The organism is Poseidonocella sp. HB161398, assembly GCF_005870025.1.
Classification (GTDB): Bacteria; Pseudomonadota; Alphaproteobacteria; order Rhodobacterales; family Rhodobacteraceae; genus Mangrovicoccus.
In genome coordinates this window covers 277,257-294,258 of the sequence record NZ_VATA01000001.1, presented here as the reverse complement: position 1 = coordinate 294,258, position 17,002 = coordinate 277,257, and the positions used below count along the sequence as shown (strand labels likewise).

Below are 17,002 nucleotides of genomic sequence, written 5' to 3'. Positions count from 1 at the left end.
CCGGTTCAGCCCTTGACCCCGCCGGCCGTCAGGCCCGCGACGATCTTGCGCTGGAAGATGAGGACGAGGACGATCAGCGGAACGGTGACGATGACCGACGCCGCCATGATGGTCCCCCAGGGGGTTTCGAACTGCGACGCCCCGGAGAGGAGCGCGATGGCGACCGGCACCGTCCGCGTCGTCTCCGAGGCGGTGAAGGTCAGGGCGAAGAGGAACTCGTTCCAGGCGCCGATGAAGGCCAGGAGCCCGGTCGTCACCATCGCCGGCCACAGGAGCGGCAGGAAGACCTGGGTGATGACGACCCAGGGCGAGGCGCCGTCGACGATGGCGGCCTCCTCGATCTCCACCGGCAGGTCGCGCATGAAGGTGGTCAGCACCCAGACGGTGAAGGGCAGCGTGAAGATCGTGTAGCTGAGGATCATCGCCCAGGGCGTGTTGAAGATCCCGAGGAAGCGGACCATCTCGAAGAGCCCCGACAGCACCGCGATCTGCGGGAACATCGACACCGCGAGGATCGTCATCAGCAGAAGCCCGCGGCCGCGGAACCGCACCCGCGACAGCGCATAGGCGGCCGTCACCGCCAGAAGCAGCGCGGCGCCCACCGTCGCGGTTGCAATGAAGACCGAGTTCAGCACGTTGCGCGGAAAGGCCTGCTGGCCGAGCACCGCGAGGTAGTTGCCGAAATCGAAGCCCTGCGGCAGGTAGTTCACCTCGAACAGCGCGGTGCCGGTCTCGAAGCTGGTGATGACGGCGTAGTAGAAGGGGAAGACCGAGACGGTCACGATGGTTGCCACGGCCAGCGCGAAGCCGGCCTTCTTCGTCAGGTCGAGCGCGGTCATGCCGGTGTCCTCCCGCCCAGATCCACCTTGCCGAGCCAGATGTAGAGGCTCACGAAAATCGCGATCAGCGCGAAGAGCAGCGTCGACTGCGCCGATCCGTAGGCGAACTTGTCGAACTCGATCAGGTTCTCGCGGCTGAGGATCGACATGGTCTTGGTGGCCGAGGAATTCGGCGTCAGCACGTAGACCAGGTCGAACATGCGCAGCGCGTCGAGCATGCGGAAGATCACCGCCACCATCAGCGCCGGGCGCACCAGCGGCAGGGTCACGCGGAAGAACACCTTGACCGGATGCACCCCGTCGACCTTCGCCGCCTCGTAGATGTCGCGCGGGATCATCTGCAGCCCGGCCAGGCACAGCAGCGCCATGAAGGGCGTGGTCTTCCACACGTCGACCAGGATCACCGCCGCCATCGCCGTGTCGGCATTCGCGGTCCAGGCGATCTTCTCGGAAATCAGCCCGGCGCGCAGCAGCATGTCGTTGAGAATGCCGAACTGGTCGTTGAGCATCCAGCCCCACATCTTGGCCGAGACGATGGTCGGGATCGCCCAGGGGATCAGGATCGCCGCCCGCACGAGGCCGCGCATCGGGAAGCGGACATTCAGCACCAGCGCCACCATCAGCCCCAGCACGGTTTCCAGCGAGACCGAGATCGCGGCGAAGCGGACCGTGTTCCAGACCGCGTTCCACCAGGCCGGATCGGCCAGCGTGCCGCGCCAGACGACCCGGCCCGAGGAGAGCTGGCGGTAGCTGAGATAGTTGTCGAAGCCCACCCAGCGGCCGTCATAGAGGCTGGTGAGCGTGGTGTCGGTGAAAGAGAAGTAGATCGAGCGCGCCAGCGGCCAGGCGGCCACGCAGATCAGCATGGCGAGCATCGGCGCGAGGAACCAGAAGGCGGCGCGGCGGCGGCGGGCCTCCAGGTCGGGCTCCTTGCGCAGGGCGCGCGGGCGGGCGTCGCTCGGCGGAGCGGTGTCGCTCAGGGGGGCGGTCATGTCGGTCATCGGGTCTCCCGGGACTGTCTCCCGGCGGAACGGCGGCGCATCGGCGGCCGTCCGGCCGGGCACCGGGCAAGGCGGGGGCGCCTGCCGCGATGCGGGGGAGCGGGCAGGCCTGCCCGCGGGAAAGCTGGGTCGGGACGGGTCGGGGCGGCACGGGCTACCAGCCGCGGCCTTTCAGGTCGTCGAGGTCGAGCTCCAGCAGCTCTAGGTTCTCGGCGGCGCTGCCCTGGCCCGACAGCGTCTCGTGCACGGCGCTCCAGAACCGCGCGGAGACCTCGTTATAGGCGCCCTTGGTCGGCGCAGAGGGACGCGGCACGGCCTGCTCGAAGATCTCCTTCCAGCGCGGCACGATCGGCTGGGCGGCGGCGATCTCGGGATCGTCGTAGAGCGCGACCAGCGTCGGCAGATGCGCCTCGCCGAGCGCCCCGGCCTTCTGCGCCTCGGGACCGGCGAGATAGAGCGCCAGCGAAATGGCCGCCTCCTGGTGCTGCGAGTATTTCGACACCGCCACGTTCCAGCCGCCCAGCGTCGCCGCCGAGCCGCCGTCATCGCCGCCCGCAGGCAGGGGCGCGACGCCGAAGAGCCCCTTGACCGGGCTGTCCGCGCCATTCCCCAGCGCATAGGCATAGGGCCAGTTGCGCATGAAAAGCGCGTTGCCGGTCTGCCAGACGCCGCGCGCCTCCTCTTCCTGGTAGGCCAGCACGCCCGGCGGCGAGATCGTCCCGACCCAGCCGGCCGCCAGCTCCAGCGCCTCGATGGCGGCGGGGTTGTTCACCGAGATGGCGCCATCCGCCTCGACCACATGGCCGCCGCCCGAGGAGGCGAGCCATTCCAGCGCGTTGCAGCTGAGCCCCTCATAGGCATTGCCCTGCCAGACGAAGCCCCAGAAATCGCCGTTCCCGGCCGCCCGCTCTTCCGCCTGGATGCGCGCCGCCGTCTCGGTCAGCTCCTCCCAGCTGCGGGGCACTCCGGCGCCGTACTTCTCCAGCAGGTCCGCGCGGTAGTAGAGCGCCGGCGCATCGGTATAGAGCGGCAGCGCGACCAGCCGCCCGTCGACCGTCTGGGACTCGATGATCGCCGGAAAGCTCGCCGCGGCGATCTCCGCGGCCGGCCCGGACAGATCGACGAACTGGTCGGCCAGCTGCGCGGCCCAGATGATGTCGGTCTGGTAGAGGTCGATATCGGCGTTCCCGGCCGCCAGCCACAGCCGGTACTGGCCGAACTGGTCCGAGGTCGAGGCGGGCATCGGCACGAAATTCACCGTGTTGCCGGTCGCCTCCTCCCAGGGCTTCACCCTCTCGCGGAAGCTATCGATCGCCGTGCCGACGACGCCCGAGGCATAGCTGATCTCCACCGCCGCCGCGGGCCAGGCCGCAAGCGCCAGCACGATGGCCGTGCCGATCGCCGTGCCGCCGCGCCATTTCGCCGAAATCCGTTCCATCCAGTACCTCCCGTCTGGGTTCCGGCCGCGCCGCAGGCAGGCGGCGGCGGCCACGTTCCGGCTTCCCTCCCGAAATCCGAAACGTTTCGGCAATCTTGATAAGCGAATCACTGGCAGCCTGTCAATTCGCCTGTCACAACCGGAAGCTGTCTCCGCTTCAGCCCCTGGCGGGGGCCGTCGACGCGCCGTCTATGAAGCTATAGGGAGATATTTTCTGAAGCTCTTTCAATTCCTTGCCCTCGATCGCATCTCTCAGGACATCGGCAAGCGGCCCCCAGCTTTCCGACAGCGAAGCGCGCGTGACGGTCAGGGCGGGAAAGAAAAGTTCTGGCCGCGCATGGGCCACGACATCGTCATGGGCCACCACCGAAACGTCTTCGGGGATGCGCAGGGAGAGCGCGGAGAGCGCCGTGTAGACCCCCTTGGCGATGCGCAGGTTGCCGCAGATCACAGCCGTCGGCGCATCCCCCGGATCCGAGAACATCTGCACCGCGGAGACCATGCCGAAATCCTCGGTCATCGGCCCGTTGCGCAGGCGGGCGCGGGACGGCGCGGCGCCGAATTCCGCCAGCCCGGTCTCGAACCCGTTCTGGCGCGAGTGGACATAGGCGAAATGCTCGGGACCGGAGATCAGCCCGATCCGCCGGTGGCCCAGGGCGCACAGATGGCGGGTCAGATGCAGGACCAGCCCGAAATTGTCGATGTCGAAAAAGGGATGCTGCGCGGCCTCCCCGGTCCGGCCATGGACCACGAAGGGGATGCTGTTCTCCATCAGGTGCCGGATGCGCACATCATCGGGACGCGGCCCGGTCAGGACAAAGCCGTCCAGCGATCCTCCGCGGACCAGCTGGTCGTAAGTCCTTATTATATCGTCACGTTCATGGCCCTCTGCCTTCGGCGCCAGATGCAGGACGAACTGCATGCCGCGCTCGGAGAAGGCCTCGGACAGGCCGGTGACCGTGGCGAAGAGGATCTCCTCGCGCTCGATCCCGGCAAAGCTCCGCTCGACGAAGCCGACCACGCCGGAGCGGCCCGAGACCAGCCGGCGCGCGGCCCGGTTCGGGAAGTAGTTGAGCTGCCGCGCCGCCGCCTCCACCCGCAGGCGGGTGGCCTCGCTGACATCCGAATGGCCGTTCAGGGCCCGGCTGACCTGCGTCACCGACAGGTCGAGATGCCGCGCAAGGTCCCGCAAAGTGGTCATGTCCGTCCCCGTGCTTCCTCCACCGGCCGGACACTAGACCGCCCGCCGGCGGTTTGGAAGGCGGCTTACGGCCTCTCCGGCCACTTCCGCAACGTTTCGGACGCCACCCGGACCGAGTTCTGCGCCGCCCGGAAGAGATGCGGCCCCGCCCCTGCTGCCGACGCGGACGGGCACCGGCCGAAGCGTTTCGGGAGCCGCGGGAGAAGGCGCAGCGGTCCTGCCCGGCCGCACAACGGCCCGGCGCCCCGGGTGCAGTCCGCAAGACGTCCGGTGCTGCTCCCTTCCGCCGCGACGCCCTGCAGCACGGGCCGACGAAAGGCGGTGTCCGGAACGGTCCTTGCGGCGACGACACGCGGACAGGGCAGCGCAAGCGGGAAACAACCTTGGCGTGTCTAAATACGCACTCATGCTACCATAGGGTCGCGACTCAGGAGGTCGCGATCCGGGGGGATGCCAGAATGGCACGCGATCCGCAGAGGGACGGAGGCGCTCTCGCCGACCTGTTCGCAGGATCCGGCATCGGGCTGCTGCTGGGCACGGTCATGGGGCTTTCGGTGACGCCGGTGGTGGCCACCGTGGTCGGCGTGCTGGCCACGCTCCTGGCGGCGATCCTCGGGCTGGACGCCAAGGAGGGCGGCACGCGCCTGCCGGCGGTCAACGCGCTGCGCATCGGCGCCTTCGGCTTCGCGGCCGTCGCCGGGCTTGCGCTCGGGCTCTACGCGCGGATCAACAATCCGCTCGCGGCACCGCCCCGTGCCGACATGGCGCGCTGGAGCGAGGCCTTCCCCGAGAACCCCACCCTCGCGCGGCAGATGATGGTCTTCGAGCGCACCCAGCTCCAGCCCGCGGAAGTGGCCTTCCGCGAAGACCGCGCCGCGCCGGTCGCGGCCGGGCCCTCGGCCGCAGCGCGCCAATCGGTGCTCTTCTCCGGCTTCGGCAGCTACGACGCCTGCCAGCAGCTCGATCCCGGCCGCTTCGCATCGGATGCCGACACGCTGGCGGCCTATGGGCGCGGCGATCCGCCCGTGCTGGTGCGGCGCACGGCGGCGCGCATCGCCGCCCTGCCCGAGGCGCAGCGCGGCACCGCGCTGGCCCTGGCCCATGGCCTGCTCTGCGATGTCCAGGCCGGGGACGATCCCTGATGCGCCCTCCCGCGATCGCTGCCCTGGCCCTCTTGGCGCTGCTGCTGCCAGGGGCCGCCTCCGCCCGGACCGATGCCGAAAGCGCCCGCTCGGTGGTTCAGGTGCGCTGCGCCACGGCCGACGGCGAGATGAAGGCGACCGGCTTCGTCTGGCCCGCGCCCGGCCGGATCGTCACCGCGCTGCATGCCGTGGCGGGCTGCCCGGCGGGCAAGGGCTTTGTCTACAGCCAGGCAGCCGGGCGCGAGGCGGGGATCGCCCGCATCGCCGCGGTCGACCTCGAAGCCGACCTTGCGCTCCTGGACCTCGAGGACGACCTGGGCCTGCAGCCGGTCCCCTTCGCCGGGGACGCTCCGGATCTGCGCGGCCTGCACTATGCCTGGGGCTATCCGCTGGCCGCCGCGCAGCTGATCGACCTGAGGGTCGATTTCGCCGGCGGGCTCGAGGGCGGGACGACGACGCTCGGGCGGGCCTTCTCCTCGGGCGACCTGGCCAAGCTCTTCCTCGGACAGGACTATCCGACCCGCGACACCGAGATCCTGCGGGTGACGACGACGCTGCAGCCGGGCCATTCCGGCGCGCCGATCTTCGATGCCGGCGGGCGGGTGGTGGCCATTGCCGATGGCGGTCTGCTGGGCGGCTGGCGCGGGATCAACTGGTCGATCCCGGCGCATGTCTACCTGCCGGGCCTGCCCGCCTCCGGCGATCCGGTGCCCGGCGCGGTTTCGGGCCAGGCCGCGCTTTTCAGCGCCTATGCGGTCGGCGAGCTGAAATCCATCCCGCTCGGCGCGCCGGACATCCCGGCCGCGCCCGCTGCCGCCCCGGCCGAGGTGCTGGTGCAGACCGGCCTTTTGCCCTTGCCGCTGGTGCTCGACCTCTTCGGCGCCGAAGACAGCGAGGACCTGTCCTGGATCGTCGAGGATCTCGAGGACATCCTGCCCCGGCGCTCGGACTGGCAGGCCTTCCGCTTCGCGGCCCTCCAGTCGGCGCGCTCCGGCGCGCTCTTCTTCGCGCCCGAGCGCGACGCGGTCGCCTATGACCCGGCCACCGGCCTCTTCGAGGCGCGCAGCATCGACGGCGGCGCCCGGCAGATCGCCTATTTCCGCGAAGGCCGGGACTTCGAGACGGCCCTCGCCGAGGGCAGCGCGGCCTTCTTCGGCCATCTCGCGGGGCTGGGGCTCGCCGGCGTGCCGGCCGCGGTGCCCGCCGCAGAGGTGGACCGGCAGCTCGAATACATCGACTACGAGGAGACCGTGGGCGGGGACGACGACCCCGCCGCGCTCGACCTGGTCGTGCAGATGAACGGCCCCGTCTTCTCCGGCCGCGCGATCTACCGGACCCGGCCGTTCGAGGACATGAGCGACGCGGACTATGTCGATTTCATGATGATGGATCTGGCGACCTGGGACCTCAACAGCCTCTGGCCGCTCGACGAGGAGATCGAAGCCGCTCTCGATCCCCGGGCGCTGGCCGCGTCGGGCTACCAGCCGGAGCCGAGCGCGCTGACCCTGGTGCGCCGGGTGCCGCTGGCCGATGTGGCGAAGGGCTTCGTCGCGGACCGCAACTACGGCTGGAAAAGCGACCTGTCGCATCTCAAGTCCCGGCTGGCCGATCCGGCGGAATTCGACGCGCTGGCCTTCGACATCTACGAGGACCACGCCACCGGCGCCACGGTCGCCGTGCCCGAGGGCATTGCCCTTGCCTGGCAGCCGGATCTGGGCGCGGTCGCGGCCGAGCTTGCGGGCGGCAAGGTCCGGCTGGCCGTCGCCGTGCAGCGCGCCGCCAGCTTCCGCGCCGCGACTGGCGCGGGCGCGTCGGAATTCCTGTCCCGGCTGGCCGGCTATGCCGACTGGTCGGACAGCGGGCCGCTCGACTGCGAGATGGAGATCGACGCGGAGGAAGGCGAAGCCTATTGCTGGGACTATTTCGACGGCACCGACCGGGGCAGCGGCGGCTATGCCGATCTCTACCTCGCGCTCAGAGTGAAGCGCGACGTCCTGCTGGCCAGCTCGGTCTATATCCTTGGCGAGGAAGACGACCTGAGCGATGCCGAAGTCGTCACCTATCTGATGACGCTGATCGGGGCGGAGTACCTCTCGGATTTCGCCGCGCAATAGCGCCCCTCCTGCCGCGCCCCGCCCATCGGCCAGACGGCGCGGACAGCCCCGGGCCGCCATTGCAGCCTGCCCTCCGGCAGCTGCATGCTGCCGGTGCAGGAAGGCCGGTGCGGCGACCCTTCCGGGCGCCTGGAACAGTCGCTGCACTCCGCCGGCGGCTTGCCGCGCGGACACACGGGCCGCCGGCTCTTCCCGGGCCTGCGCCCTGATGCTGCAAAGCAGCACATCGCGTTCGGGCAGGCCTCCGCCCCGTCCCGGGAGGATGGCGTTGAAGACCCCGGATGGGCTGGCAGTGGCCCGAGGATCGGAACGCCGGTTCCCGCAAGGGATGAAACGCCCCGTGCAGGGCGTTGTTGGATAGATCCGTTGGCGACCGCAGTCCCCTTTTCCCAAGACACGCCCACCCTGCGGCCACGGTCATCGGGATGCCAAGGGCCGTGACGCGGTTCATGAATGAGCGGCAAGCGCCATTGGTCCGAGCGCGGCCGCGAATGCGCGGACCTGGACCTCGGCAACCTGGCGGTCGAAGGTGAGGCATCGCGCCGCCATCGGTCCGAGGCCGATGCCGAACGGAGGGAGATCAGCCTCTGGCCGAGCAGCTTCACGCAGGTCATCCAGTCGCCGCGGAAAAGGTCCCCCGGACGGTTTCCTGATCTTCCTCCATCTCGTCTATGCCGGGGTGGATCTTGCGCCATGAGCGGGCCGCGCCACCGGTCCGAGCGGCACCGCGACTGCGCAGCTTGGAGCCGCCATGCGTGCGCCTGTAACGTGCTACGTGCTTTCGCGGCGCCACGATCGCTTGGCACGCTTCGCCGTCCACCGTGATGCCCGTGCTGTCCGCTGCCCGGCAGGGTATTGCGCAGCAATGTCCGAGAGGAGACGAGCAGGTGAGGCACGTCCCTGGGTTCACTATACGGAATGGTCACGTCCATTGTTCGACGGGCTTTCGCGGCGCCATTGGCGCCACAGTCCCGTCTCGCTCTGGCGGCGCGACAGGGTGCTGAAGTCCGGCGCGGACCAGCCGAGTCCGGACAGGTCCGGCAGGCGCGCCACGAAGCCTCACCCCGTCGCCATCCTTGCTCGGACCGATGGCGCAAGCGATAGCAACTCCTCGGACCAATGGCGGACAATCGCACGCCCTGCCGGAGCGGCAGTCCGAGGAGGGACTTGAGGGTCAAGCAGGCCTGGATCGCGTTCGTCGGGGAATTGATCCTACTCATTCGCTGTATGCCTGCTGGCGGGTGCGACGCCCGGAAGGCGCCGCTTCCCATTGCATCGAGGGATTGAACCAGACGGTCGGCGATCAGCGCTGCCTCAGCGCCTGATTGTAGCCATGCCAGCTGGCTGTCCTGTACGTGGTCGTCGCCGGTCTGCTCAGGGCCGCCAGCTATCATCCTGGAGTCGCGCCGTGACTCCCCGGCCGGATTTGCGCAGCAAGGCCGGAGCAGGAGACCCGGGAAAGGTCATCGGCAATGCCCCCGGCAGCAGGCCCCGGCCTTTCGAATGCGGGATCGGAGGCTCCGGCCGCGCCCCCGGGCGGCCGACGAAAGCGGCGGGAGCATGGCGGCCACCGGCGCGGCACGGCTCTGCGATGCGGCGCCCGGCTCCGGCCGGGCGGGCCTCAGCCCGCGGCTTCGAGCGGTCCCGGCGCGATGACCGTCCTCAGGGGCGGCGCGGCGGGGGTTTCGATGCGGCCCGCCAGGGCAGCGACCAGCGTCTCGCCCGCCAGCGCCATGTCGACGCGATGCGCCAGGACCGGCAGCGAGAGATAGCCGCAGAGCCGGGTGTTGTCGCGCGCGATCAGGGCGACGTCCGTGCCGGGGACCAGCCCCCGCTGGCGCAGCGCGGCGATCGCGCCCAGAAGCCCCAGCTCGCTGGCGCAGATCAGCGCAGTCGGCGGATCCGCCTCGTCGAGCATCCGCGCGAAAGAGGTCTGGCTGGCCTCCAGGCTGAAATCGTCGCGGCCGACCAGCGCGGGATCGGCGGCGAGCCCGGCCGTGGCCAGCGCCGCGCGGTAGCCCTCCAGCCGGTCGGCGCTGCTGACATCGGTGCCCGACAGGAGCTGCAGCGCGATCCGGCGGTGCCCGGCGGCGGCCAGATGGGCGGCGGCCTCGCGGGCGATCCGGTGATTGTCGATATCGACATAGGCATGCAGGCTCGCGCCGGCCGAGCGCCCGAATGTGGCGAAGGGCACGCCGTTCTGCTCCAGCCAGGCGACGCGGCGGTCCTCCTCGGTCATCCGCGTGATGACGACCCCGTCCGAGGCGCCGAGATGGACGATCTTGCGCAGGGCCTCCAGCGGGTCCTCCTCGGGCAGCGGCGACTGGATCGCCAGGGTGTAGCCGCGCGCCCGCGCCGCCACGGTCATGCCCTCGATCAAGGGCAGCCGGGCGATGTCCGACAGGTAGGCCCGCGCCTCGAGCGGCAGCACCGCGGTGATGGCATGGGTGCGCCCGGTGCGCAGCGCCAGCCCGCGCAGGTTCGGCACGTAGCCGGCCGCCGCGGCGGCCTCCTTCACCCGCGCGACGGTCTTCGGATGCACTTCCGGCCCGTCCTTGAGGGCCCGCGACACGGTGGTCACGGAGAGGCCGAGGCTGTCGGCGATCTGGCGGAGATTGGGGCGGGTGGCAGGCATGGATCGGTCCGGGAGGCTGGGTCGGCGGCCAGATTGCCCGCGGCGGGCGGGAATGGGAAGGCATCCGGCGGCCATTTCCGCGGCCTGTGTCCAATTTTTGGGCAGTCGCGGCGGCGCCCCCCGGAAATATCGATTGTAGACTAACAAATTTCTTCCGGAATTGTCGCCTTTCTGAAAATCGTAACGTTACGAATTGAGAAAACGGCCGGAATCGCCCGGCTCGACCGAAACTCCAGACTCGACAGGGAAGCCCGATGAACCTTTTCCGCAGCCTGCCCTCCGCGGCGCTGGCCATGGCCATGGCCGCCCCGCTGCAGGCCCAGACCCTCACGATCACCACCTCCGGAGGCGACTACGGCGCTGCGCTGCGCGAGGCCCTGTGGGCCCCTGCCAGCGACGCGCTCGGCTACCAGATCCGCGAAGACACCCAGAGCGACAGCCTCGCCGCGCTGCGCATGCAGGTGATGTCGGGCGCGGTCTCCACCGACGTGATCCAGATGGGCTCGCTCGAGGCGGCCCAGGCCGCGGCGATAGACCTGCTGGAGCCGCTCGACCCCGGGATCGTCGATATCGACGGCCTGCCCGAGGGCGCGCGGAACGCCTATTGCCACCCGTTCGACAGCTACGGCACGGTGATGGCCTGGAACACGGAGACCTATGGCGACGCGCCGCCGCGGAACTGGGCGGAGTTCTGGGACACCGAGACCTTCCCCGGCCGCCGGGCGCTGCGCGCCAACGCCCAGGACCTGCTGGAGATCGCGCTGCTGTCCGATGGCGTCGCCCCGGACGAGGTCTATGACGTGCTGGCCACCGGCGAGGGGCTCGAGCGAGCGATCGCCCGGCTCGAGGAGCTGAAGCCCGCGGTCGCGGTCTGGTGGAGCTCGGGCGCGCAGTCGACCCAGCTGCTGAAGGACGGCGAGGCCGATCTGGTCGTGACCTGGAACGGCCGCGCGGCGAACGCCGCTGCCGATGGCGGGGCGGCGGATTACAGCTTTGCCGGCTCGGTGATCGGCACCGACTGCCTCGCCGTGCCCGCAGGCGCGCCCCATGCGGCGGAGGCGATGAAGCTGATCGCCGCCATGACCACGGCCGAGCGCGAGGCGCGGCTGACCGACCATATCCTCTACGGCCCGGTCAACCCGGCCGCCTACGCCACCGGGCTGATCCCCGAGGAGCGGCTGGCGCTGCTGGCCACCGCGCCGGCCAATGCCGGAACCTCGGTCTTCTCCGATCCCGCCTGGTGGGTGGAGCATGGCCAGGAGGCGCAGATCGCCTTCGACGAGATGATGAACCGCTGAGCCGGGGAGCCAGAATGACACCGATCCCGATCACGCTCGACGCGCTGCGCAAGACCTACGGGGATTACGTCGCGCTCGACGATGTCTCGCTGGCGATCCGCCCGGGCGAGTTCCTGACGCTGCTGGGGCCCTCGGGCTCCGGCAAGACCACGCTGCTGATGGCGCTGGCGGGCTTCGTCCGTCCGGAGGCCGGGCGCATCCTGATCGGCGGGCGCGACGTCACCCGGCTGGCGCCGAACCGCCGCGACATCGGCATCGTCTTCCAGAACTACGCGCTCTTCCCGCATATGGATGTCCTGGCGAATGTCGAATACCCGCTGCGGCTGCGCAAGGTTTCCCGCCGGCAGGCGCGCGAGCGGGCCATGGCCGCGCTGGCGCGGGTCAAGCTCGACGCCTTCGCCGGGCGGGACATCTCGCAGCTCTCCGGCGGCCAGCGCCAGCGCGTCGCGCTCGCGCGCGCCATCGTCTTCGAGCCGCGGATCATGCTGATGGACGAACCGCTCTCGGCGCTCGACAAGAACCTGCGCGAGCACATGCAGCTGGAGATCCGCCGCCTGCATGACGACCTGGGCATCACCACGATCTACGTCACCCATGACCAGCGCGAGGCGCTGACCATGTCCGACCGGATCGCCGTGATGAAGGACGGGTGCATCCGCCAGATCGATGCGCCGCAGGACATCTACAGCCGCCCCGGCTCGGGCTTCGTCGCCGAATTCATGGGCGAGGCCAATATCCTGGCGGGCGGCGACTGCGCCACGCTCGACGGCACGGCGCTGTCCTCAGCGGCGACGCTGATGATCCGCGCCGAGAACCTGCATCTCGACGCGCGGACCTGCGGGACGGACGGGCTCCGGCTGGAGGGGCGTCTCGCGGGCAAGGCCTATCGCGGCGAGAACTGGCTCCTGCAGGTGGCGCTGGCCTCCGGCAAGGAGGTCATGCTTTCCATCCCGGCCGCCGCCGCGGCGGGCTGCGAGACGCTGGCCCCCGGCGATCCTGTCGCCGCCTTCGCCGCGCGCCGCCATGCCCATCCGATCCCGGCCCCGGAGGCGGCATGACCGGACCTGCCGCGATGACCGCCCCCGCCCCGCCCGCCGATGACGGCCGCGCCGGGCTGCGCCGCGATGCGCAGCGCGAGCGCGCCTTCTTCCTGTCGCTGTCCCTGCCCGCGCTGGTGCTGGTCGGGCTCTGCGCCATGCTGCCGATCCTCTGGATCCTGCGCCAGAGCGTCCTGACCCTGCGCGGCGAGTTCACCCTCGCCAACTGGGAGAAGCTGCTGTCGAGCAGCCTGACCTGGAAATCCGTCTGGACCACGGTCGAGCTCTCGGGCGCGACGCTGGTGCTGTGCATGGCGCTCGGCATCCCGCTGGCGCTGGCGCTGGCCTCGGCGCCGCAGAAGCTTGCCAACCGCCTGCTGATCCTCGTCATGCTGCCGCTCTGGACCTCGATCCTGGTGCGCACCTATGGCTGGCTGGTGCTCCTGCGCCGCGACGGGCTGGTGAACCAGGCGCTGACCGGAACCGGCATCGCCTCCGAGCCGCTGGCGCTGGTCTACAACTTCACCGGCACGCTGATCGGCATGGTGCATTTCATGCTGCCGCTCTTCGTGCTGCCGGTCTATGCCGCGATGCGCGACATCGACGGCAACGCGATCCGCGCCGCCGCCAGCATGGGGGCGAGCCTGCCCAGGACGCTGGCAACCGTCGTGCTGCCGCTTGCGGCGGGCGGCATCCGCTCGGGCGCGATGATCGTCTTCATCTACACGCTCGGCTTCTTCATCACCCCCGCGGTGCTCGGCGGCGGCCAGGTCAGCCCGGTGGCGATCCGCATCGAGAAGGTCATGTCGACCTTCCAGGACTGGGGCCAGGCCTCGGCGCTCGGGGTGCTGCTGCTGATCCTCGTCGCCATGGCGGCGGCAATGCTGGCGGCCGCGCGGCGGCTGGCCGGACGGAAGGGACGGACCCATGCTTGATGCTTTCGACGCCCGCGGCTTCCGCGCGGGGCTGTGGATCTACGCGGGCGCGGTGCTCGCCTTCCTGATCCTGCCGACGCTGATTGTCATCCCGATCTCCTTCTCGGCCTCGGACCTGCTGGAATTCCCGCCGCGGGACTTCTCGCTGCGCTGGTACGAGACCTTCTTCGGCTCGCCCACCTGGATGGCGGCGCTGAGGACCTCGCTGATCCTCGGCCTGCTGACTGCGGCGCTGGCCGTGCCGGCTGCGCTCCTGGCCTGCATCTCGATGGACCGGCTCGGCGGCAGGACGGCGAAGGCGCTCGGCGGCTACGTGCTGGCGCCCTCGGTGATCCCCGGCATCCTGCTGGCGATCGGCCTCTTCTTCGTGCTGGCCCGGCTGCGCCTCGTCGGCACGCTGGGCGGGGTGCTGATCGGCCATGTCGTGCTGGCCATCCCGGTCGCCGTCATCGTGCTGCGCCCGGCCGTCGCCCGCTTCGACTGGGGGCAGGTGATGGCGGCGCGCAGCCTCGGCGCGGGCTGGGCAAGGGCGCTGGTGCAGATCCTGCTGCCGCAGATGTCCTTCACGCTGATGACCGCCGCGCTCATGGCCTTCCTGACCTCGCTCGACGAGGCCGTGATCTCCATCTTCGTCTCCTCGGGCCAGAACGCCACGCTGCCGAAGCTGATGTTCCTGTCGCTGCGCGACCAGATCGACCCGACCATCGCCGCCATCTCCACCCTCTGGAGCGTCCTCGTCATCGGCATCGTGCTGATCGTCAATGCGCGCCGGAAGGCCTGACAGGGAAAGACCCATGACCACCGAACCCGCCATCTCCCCCGAAGCCCGCGCCGCCGCAATCCCGCAGGTCGGGCTGGCGCTGATCACCGGCTCGGCCAACTGGGGCCTGGCCTTCCCCGAGGATCTGGCCATGGAGGGCGTCACCGTCCTGGCCCGCGACCTCGCCTACGAGACCCCATGGGGCGTGTCGGAGAACTGGAAGCTCCTGGAATTCGACGGCGCGCTGACGCCCGAGGGACGGCCCAAGCGCGCGCTCTGCATGTATTCCCACGGCAATCCGCGCGACGAGATCGACCATGAATGCCACCGCCGCGCCTTCTGGGTGCTGCAGCAGGCCGGGGTGAAGCGGGTGCTGGCCTGCTCCACCATCGGCGCGCTCAACAAGGCGATCCAGCCGGGCGACCTGGTGATCAACGCCGATATCATCGAGCTGACCCAGACGCCCTATTCGCTGCTGCCGGGGCGGCAGCGCTTCGACGCCTCGGGCAAGGCGATCGTCTGCGCCGCCTGCGCGGATGTCCTGGCCGAAGAGGCCCGCCGCGTCTGGCCCGCCGCCTGCCGCGTCCACGGGATCGAGCAGGGGCTGGTCGCCGCCCATGCCTACGGCCCGCGCCTGACCACCCCGGCCGAGGCGCTCGCCTTCCGCTCGATGGGGGCCGACGTGATGAACCACTCGATCGCGCCCGAGGCGACGCTGAGCCGCGAGATCGGCGCCTGTTTCGTCCCCTGCGCCTTCGTCACCGCCGGGTTCAACGACTACATGGACCGCGGGCGCGGCACGCTCCTGCAGGACGACGTGCTGCCCTCGCTGTCGCGGCTGTGCTCGGAACTCGCCCTGCGCGCCGCCGCCCGCCTGCCCGCCAGTGCCGGCTGCGCCTGCCACGGGCTGAAGACCCCCCAGCCCGCCGCCCGCTACGACCGGTTCTGAGCGCCCGCACCGGGATATGGTTCTGAAGGAGAGCTCTTCCCGCCGCGGCGCCCGTCACCTGCGTGGCGGCGTCTGCGGCCGGGCCGCGTTCGATAAAACGCGGACCCCTCCGGCCGCCGGGCGGACCCGGTGCCGGAGGGGTTGCCCATATCGGGCTTCGCTACCTAATCAAATTTCCGTATCAAAATACGTCAGAGAGCCTTGCGGCGCCTCTTTCAAAGTCTCAGGTCAATCAAACTGGATACAGATTACCACCGGCTCCCCCCGGACAGAAGGTCCGAAACAGGGCAGTGCCCCGGTGAAAAGGATAGACCTCCTATCCCTTAGGGTAGCGCCTCCGGGCTTGACTCAACCCAAGCGTGCTTCCCGCGCCCCGACTCTCCCGCCGAGTCACCCGGCACTGCGCCCCTGTCCGCGCCTGCCGGTGCTTTCTGCGGCTTCCTCATGACCTGGCACGAACACGCCCCGCCCGCTGCCGGTCGCGGCAATGCCCGCGACAGGCCCCCCTGCGGCACGGCCATGCGAGGGGCGCCGACCGGCTTCGACCGCTCCTCCGGCGAGGCGGAGAGCCACCGGGCCCAAATCCTCCCTGCCAGCGCCGGAGCCGCTGATGCAGGGACATCGATCCTCCAGAGCCTTCCGTCTGTGTCCCGTCTCACGGCCGGTGCGGCGCCAGCGGCGGGCCGTCGGGGCATTGCGGGCCTCAGTGTCTTCCAGTTCGCGCGCCGCACCACATCCTTCGGGGCCTCCCACTTGGCGCGCCCGGCCGGAACCCCGCGCCGCCTCGCGCCACGGCGGCCTGCGGGCCGGAATGGCGCAGCCGATCTCGTTTTCCGCCAGTACCGCTTGGGCGCCCGTTCCGCGGGCCGCGTCCGCCGTGATCCGCCCCGGATGCGCGCCGAGCGTAGCCGCAATGGATTAACCTGTCGGGAGAAGAGGCCGGTGCCCTGCCCCTCGCGTGTCCCGTGCCCGGCATCGATCCCCGCGGCGGCGCTGTCCTCGACGGGCGCAAGGGCGCCCTGGCCAACGGCGCTCGATCCGGAGGCAACTCGCGTCGGGGCCGGTCGAGCAGAGCTTCTTCTGCCCGTCCGCAGCACGCGATAGCCGTTCGGCGGCATCAAGCTGCTGCGCGACCGGTGCATCCATGCCGGCATCGCTCCGGATCGGGGGGCATTCATTTCGCCCGTTTCGGCCATGACCGATCCTGTGTTCCGGCACTGCCATACGCCCTGCGCGGAGACGATCCGGAGCGTTTCCGCGCCCGATCGCTGCCGGATGCGCGCGCGCGACGAATGGCCGGGCAGGTCTCCGTGAAGCGCGCAGCCCGCGGCCCAGCGGATTTCCAAGTCCACCTGTGCTTCCCGCCCGGGTCTCCGGTCCCCGACGGTCCCGGCAAGGCCACCCGCCGGCATCCGGCGGATCGCCGCTCCGCGGTCCATTCCCGGGCTTCGCTTGTGCGGGATGCGGAGGGGACGGGCTTTGCCGGGCAGCCCGCCGGGCCGGTGGCCGCGTCAACCCGCAGGAGCACGTGGCCGTGCGGGGTCAGGCTGCGCAGCGATCCGGTCGCGGACAGGCCGGCCCGGCACCGCCTTCGCCTTGTCGGCACGGACCCCGTGAGCCAACCCGAAGCGGCTTTTCCAACAAGCTCCGCCC

Annotated in this window: 12 protein-coding genes and 1 pseudogene; 7 read left to right on the top strand and 6 right to left on the bottom strand. The window is 70.2% G+C overall.

The features are described from left to right. Nucleotides 1–5: 5 nt before the first annotated feature. The 4 genes from FGX59_RS01175 to FGX59_RS01160 form a co-directional block, all read right to left on the bottom strand. Nucleotides 6–839, bottom strand: a complete 834-nt coding sequence (locus FGX59_RS01175) for a carbohydrate ABC transporter permease (RefSeq protein WP_138464530.1) — start codon at nucleotides 837–839, stop codon at nucleotides 6–8. Then, nucleotides 836–1,840: a carbohydrate ABC transporter permease gene (locus FGX59_RS01170; protein ID WP_240722196.1), complete on the bottom strand. Its 1,005-nt coding sequence runs from the start codon at nucleotides 1,838–1,840 to the stop codon at nucleotides 836–838. Before FGX59_RS01170 ends, FGX59_RS01175 begins: the two co-directional genes overlap by 4 nt. Before the next feature lie 154 nt (nucleotides 1,841–1,994). Further along, nucleotides 1,995–3,278: an ABC transporter substrate-binding protein gene (locus FGX59_RS01165; RefSeq protein WP_138464528.1), complete on the bottom strand. Its 1,284-nt coding sequence runs from the start codon at nucleotides 3,276–3,278 to the stop codon at nucleotides 1,995–1,997. Nucleotides 3,279–3,435: 157 nt separating this feature from the next. Beyond that, the gene (locus FGX59_RS01160; protein WP_138464526.1) at nucleotides 3,436–4,479 is read right to left on the bottom strand and encodes a substrate-binding domain-containing protein; all 1,044 of its coding nucleotides are present in this window, start codon (nucleotides 4,477–4,479) and stop codon (nucleotides 3,436–3,438) included. Between the two features lie 458 nt (nucleotides 4,480–4,937). Between FGX59_RS01160 and FGX59_RS01155 the strand changes: the two genes are divergently transcribed. Together FGX59_RS01155 and FGX59_RS01150 are read left to right on the top strand one after the other, a co-directional pair. After that, on the top strand, nucleotides 4,938–5,621 hold the full coding sequence (locus FGX59_RS01155; RefSeq protein WP_138464524.1) for a hypothetical protein: 684 nt from the start codon (nucleotides 4,938–4,940) through the stop codon (nucleotides 5,619–5,621). Beyond that, nucleotides 5,621–7,735, top strand: a complete 2,115-nt coding sequence (locus tag FGX59_RS01150) for a serine protease (RefSeq protein WP_138464522.1) — start codon at nucleotides 5,621–5,623, stop codon at nucleotides 7,733–7,735. The genes FGX59_RS01155 and FGX59_RS01150 overlap by 1 nt, the downstream gene beginning before the upstream one ends. A 403-nt stretch (nucleotides 7,736–8,138) precedes the next feature. Here the strand turns inward: FGX59_RS01150 and FGX59_RS39550 are convergent. Together FGX59_RS39550 and FGX59_RS01140 are read right to left on the bottom strand one after the other, a co-directional pair. Beyond that, a pseudogene (locus FGX59_RS39550) lies at nucleotides 8,139–9,113 on the bottom strand (transposase); the annotation flags it as partial. A gap of 243 nt (nucleotides 9,114–9,356) precedes the next feature. Then, nucleotides 9,357–10,370, bottom strand: coding sequence for a LacI family DNA-binding transcriptional regulator (locus FGX59_RS01140; protein WP_138464520.1), 1,014 nt, complete (start codon nucleotides 10,368–10,370; stop codon nucleotides 9,357–9,359). Between the two features lie 254 nt (nucleotides 10,371–10,624). On the opposite strand from FGX59_RS01140, the gene FGX59_RS01135 reads away from it, so the two are divergent. The 5 genes from FGX59_RS01135 to FGX59_RS01115 are packed head-to-tail and all read left to right on the top strand — an operon-like array spanning nucleotide 10,625 to nucleotide 15,349. Next, nucleotides 10,625–11,668: an ABC transporter substrate-binding protein gene (locus tag FGX59_RS01135; protein ID WP_138464518.1), complete on the top strand. Its 1,044-nt coding sequence runs from the start codon at nucleotides 10,625–10,627 to the stop codon at nucleotides 11,666–11,668. Nucleotides 11,669–11,682: 14 nt separating this feature from the next. After that, nucleotides 11,683–12,726, top strand: coding sequence for an ABC transporter ATP-binding protein (locus tag FGX59_RS01130; RefSeq protein WP_138464516.1), 1,044 nt, complete (start codon nucleotides 11,683–11,685; stop codon nucleotides 12,724–12,726). Next, on the top strand, nucleotides 12,723–13,640 hold the full coding sequence (locus FGX59_RS01125; RefSeq protein ID WP_206078267.1) for an ABC transporter permease: 918 nt from the start codon (nucleotides 12,723–12,725) through the stop codon (nucleotides 13,638–13,640). Before FGX59_RS01130 ends, FGX59_RS01125 begins: the two co-directional genes overlap by 4 nt. After that, on the top strand, nucleotides 13,633–14,421 hold the full coding sequence (locus tag FGX59_RS01120; RefSeq protein ID WP_138464514.1) for an ABC transporter permease: 789 nt from the start codon (nucleotides 13,633–13,635) through the stop codon (nucleotides 14,419–14,421). The genes FGX59_RS01125 and FGX59_RS01120 overlap by 8 nt, the downstream gene beginning before the upstream one ends. A 13-nt stretch (nucleotides 14,422–14,434) precedes the next feature. Next, nucleotides 14,435–15,349, top strand: coding sequence for a 5'-methylthioadenosine phosphorylase (locus tag FGX59_RS01115; protein ID WP_138464512.1), 915 nt, complete (start codon nucleotides 14,435–14,437; stop codon nucleotides 15,347–15,349). Nucleotides 15,350–17,002: the final 1,653 nt, after the last annotated feature.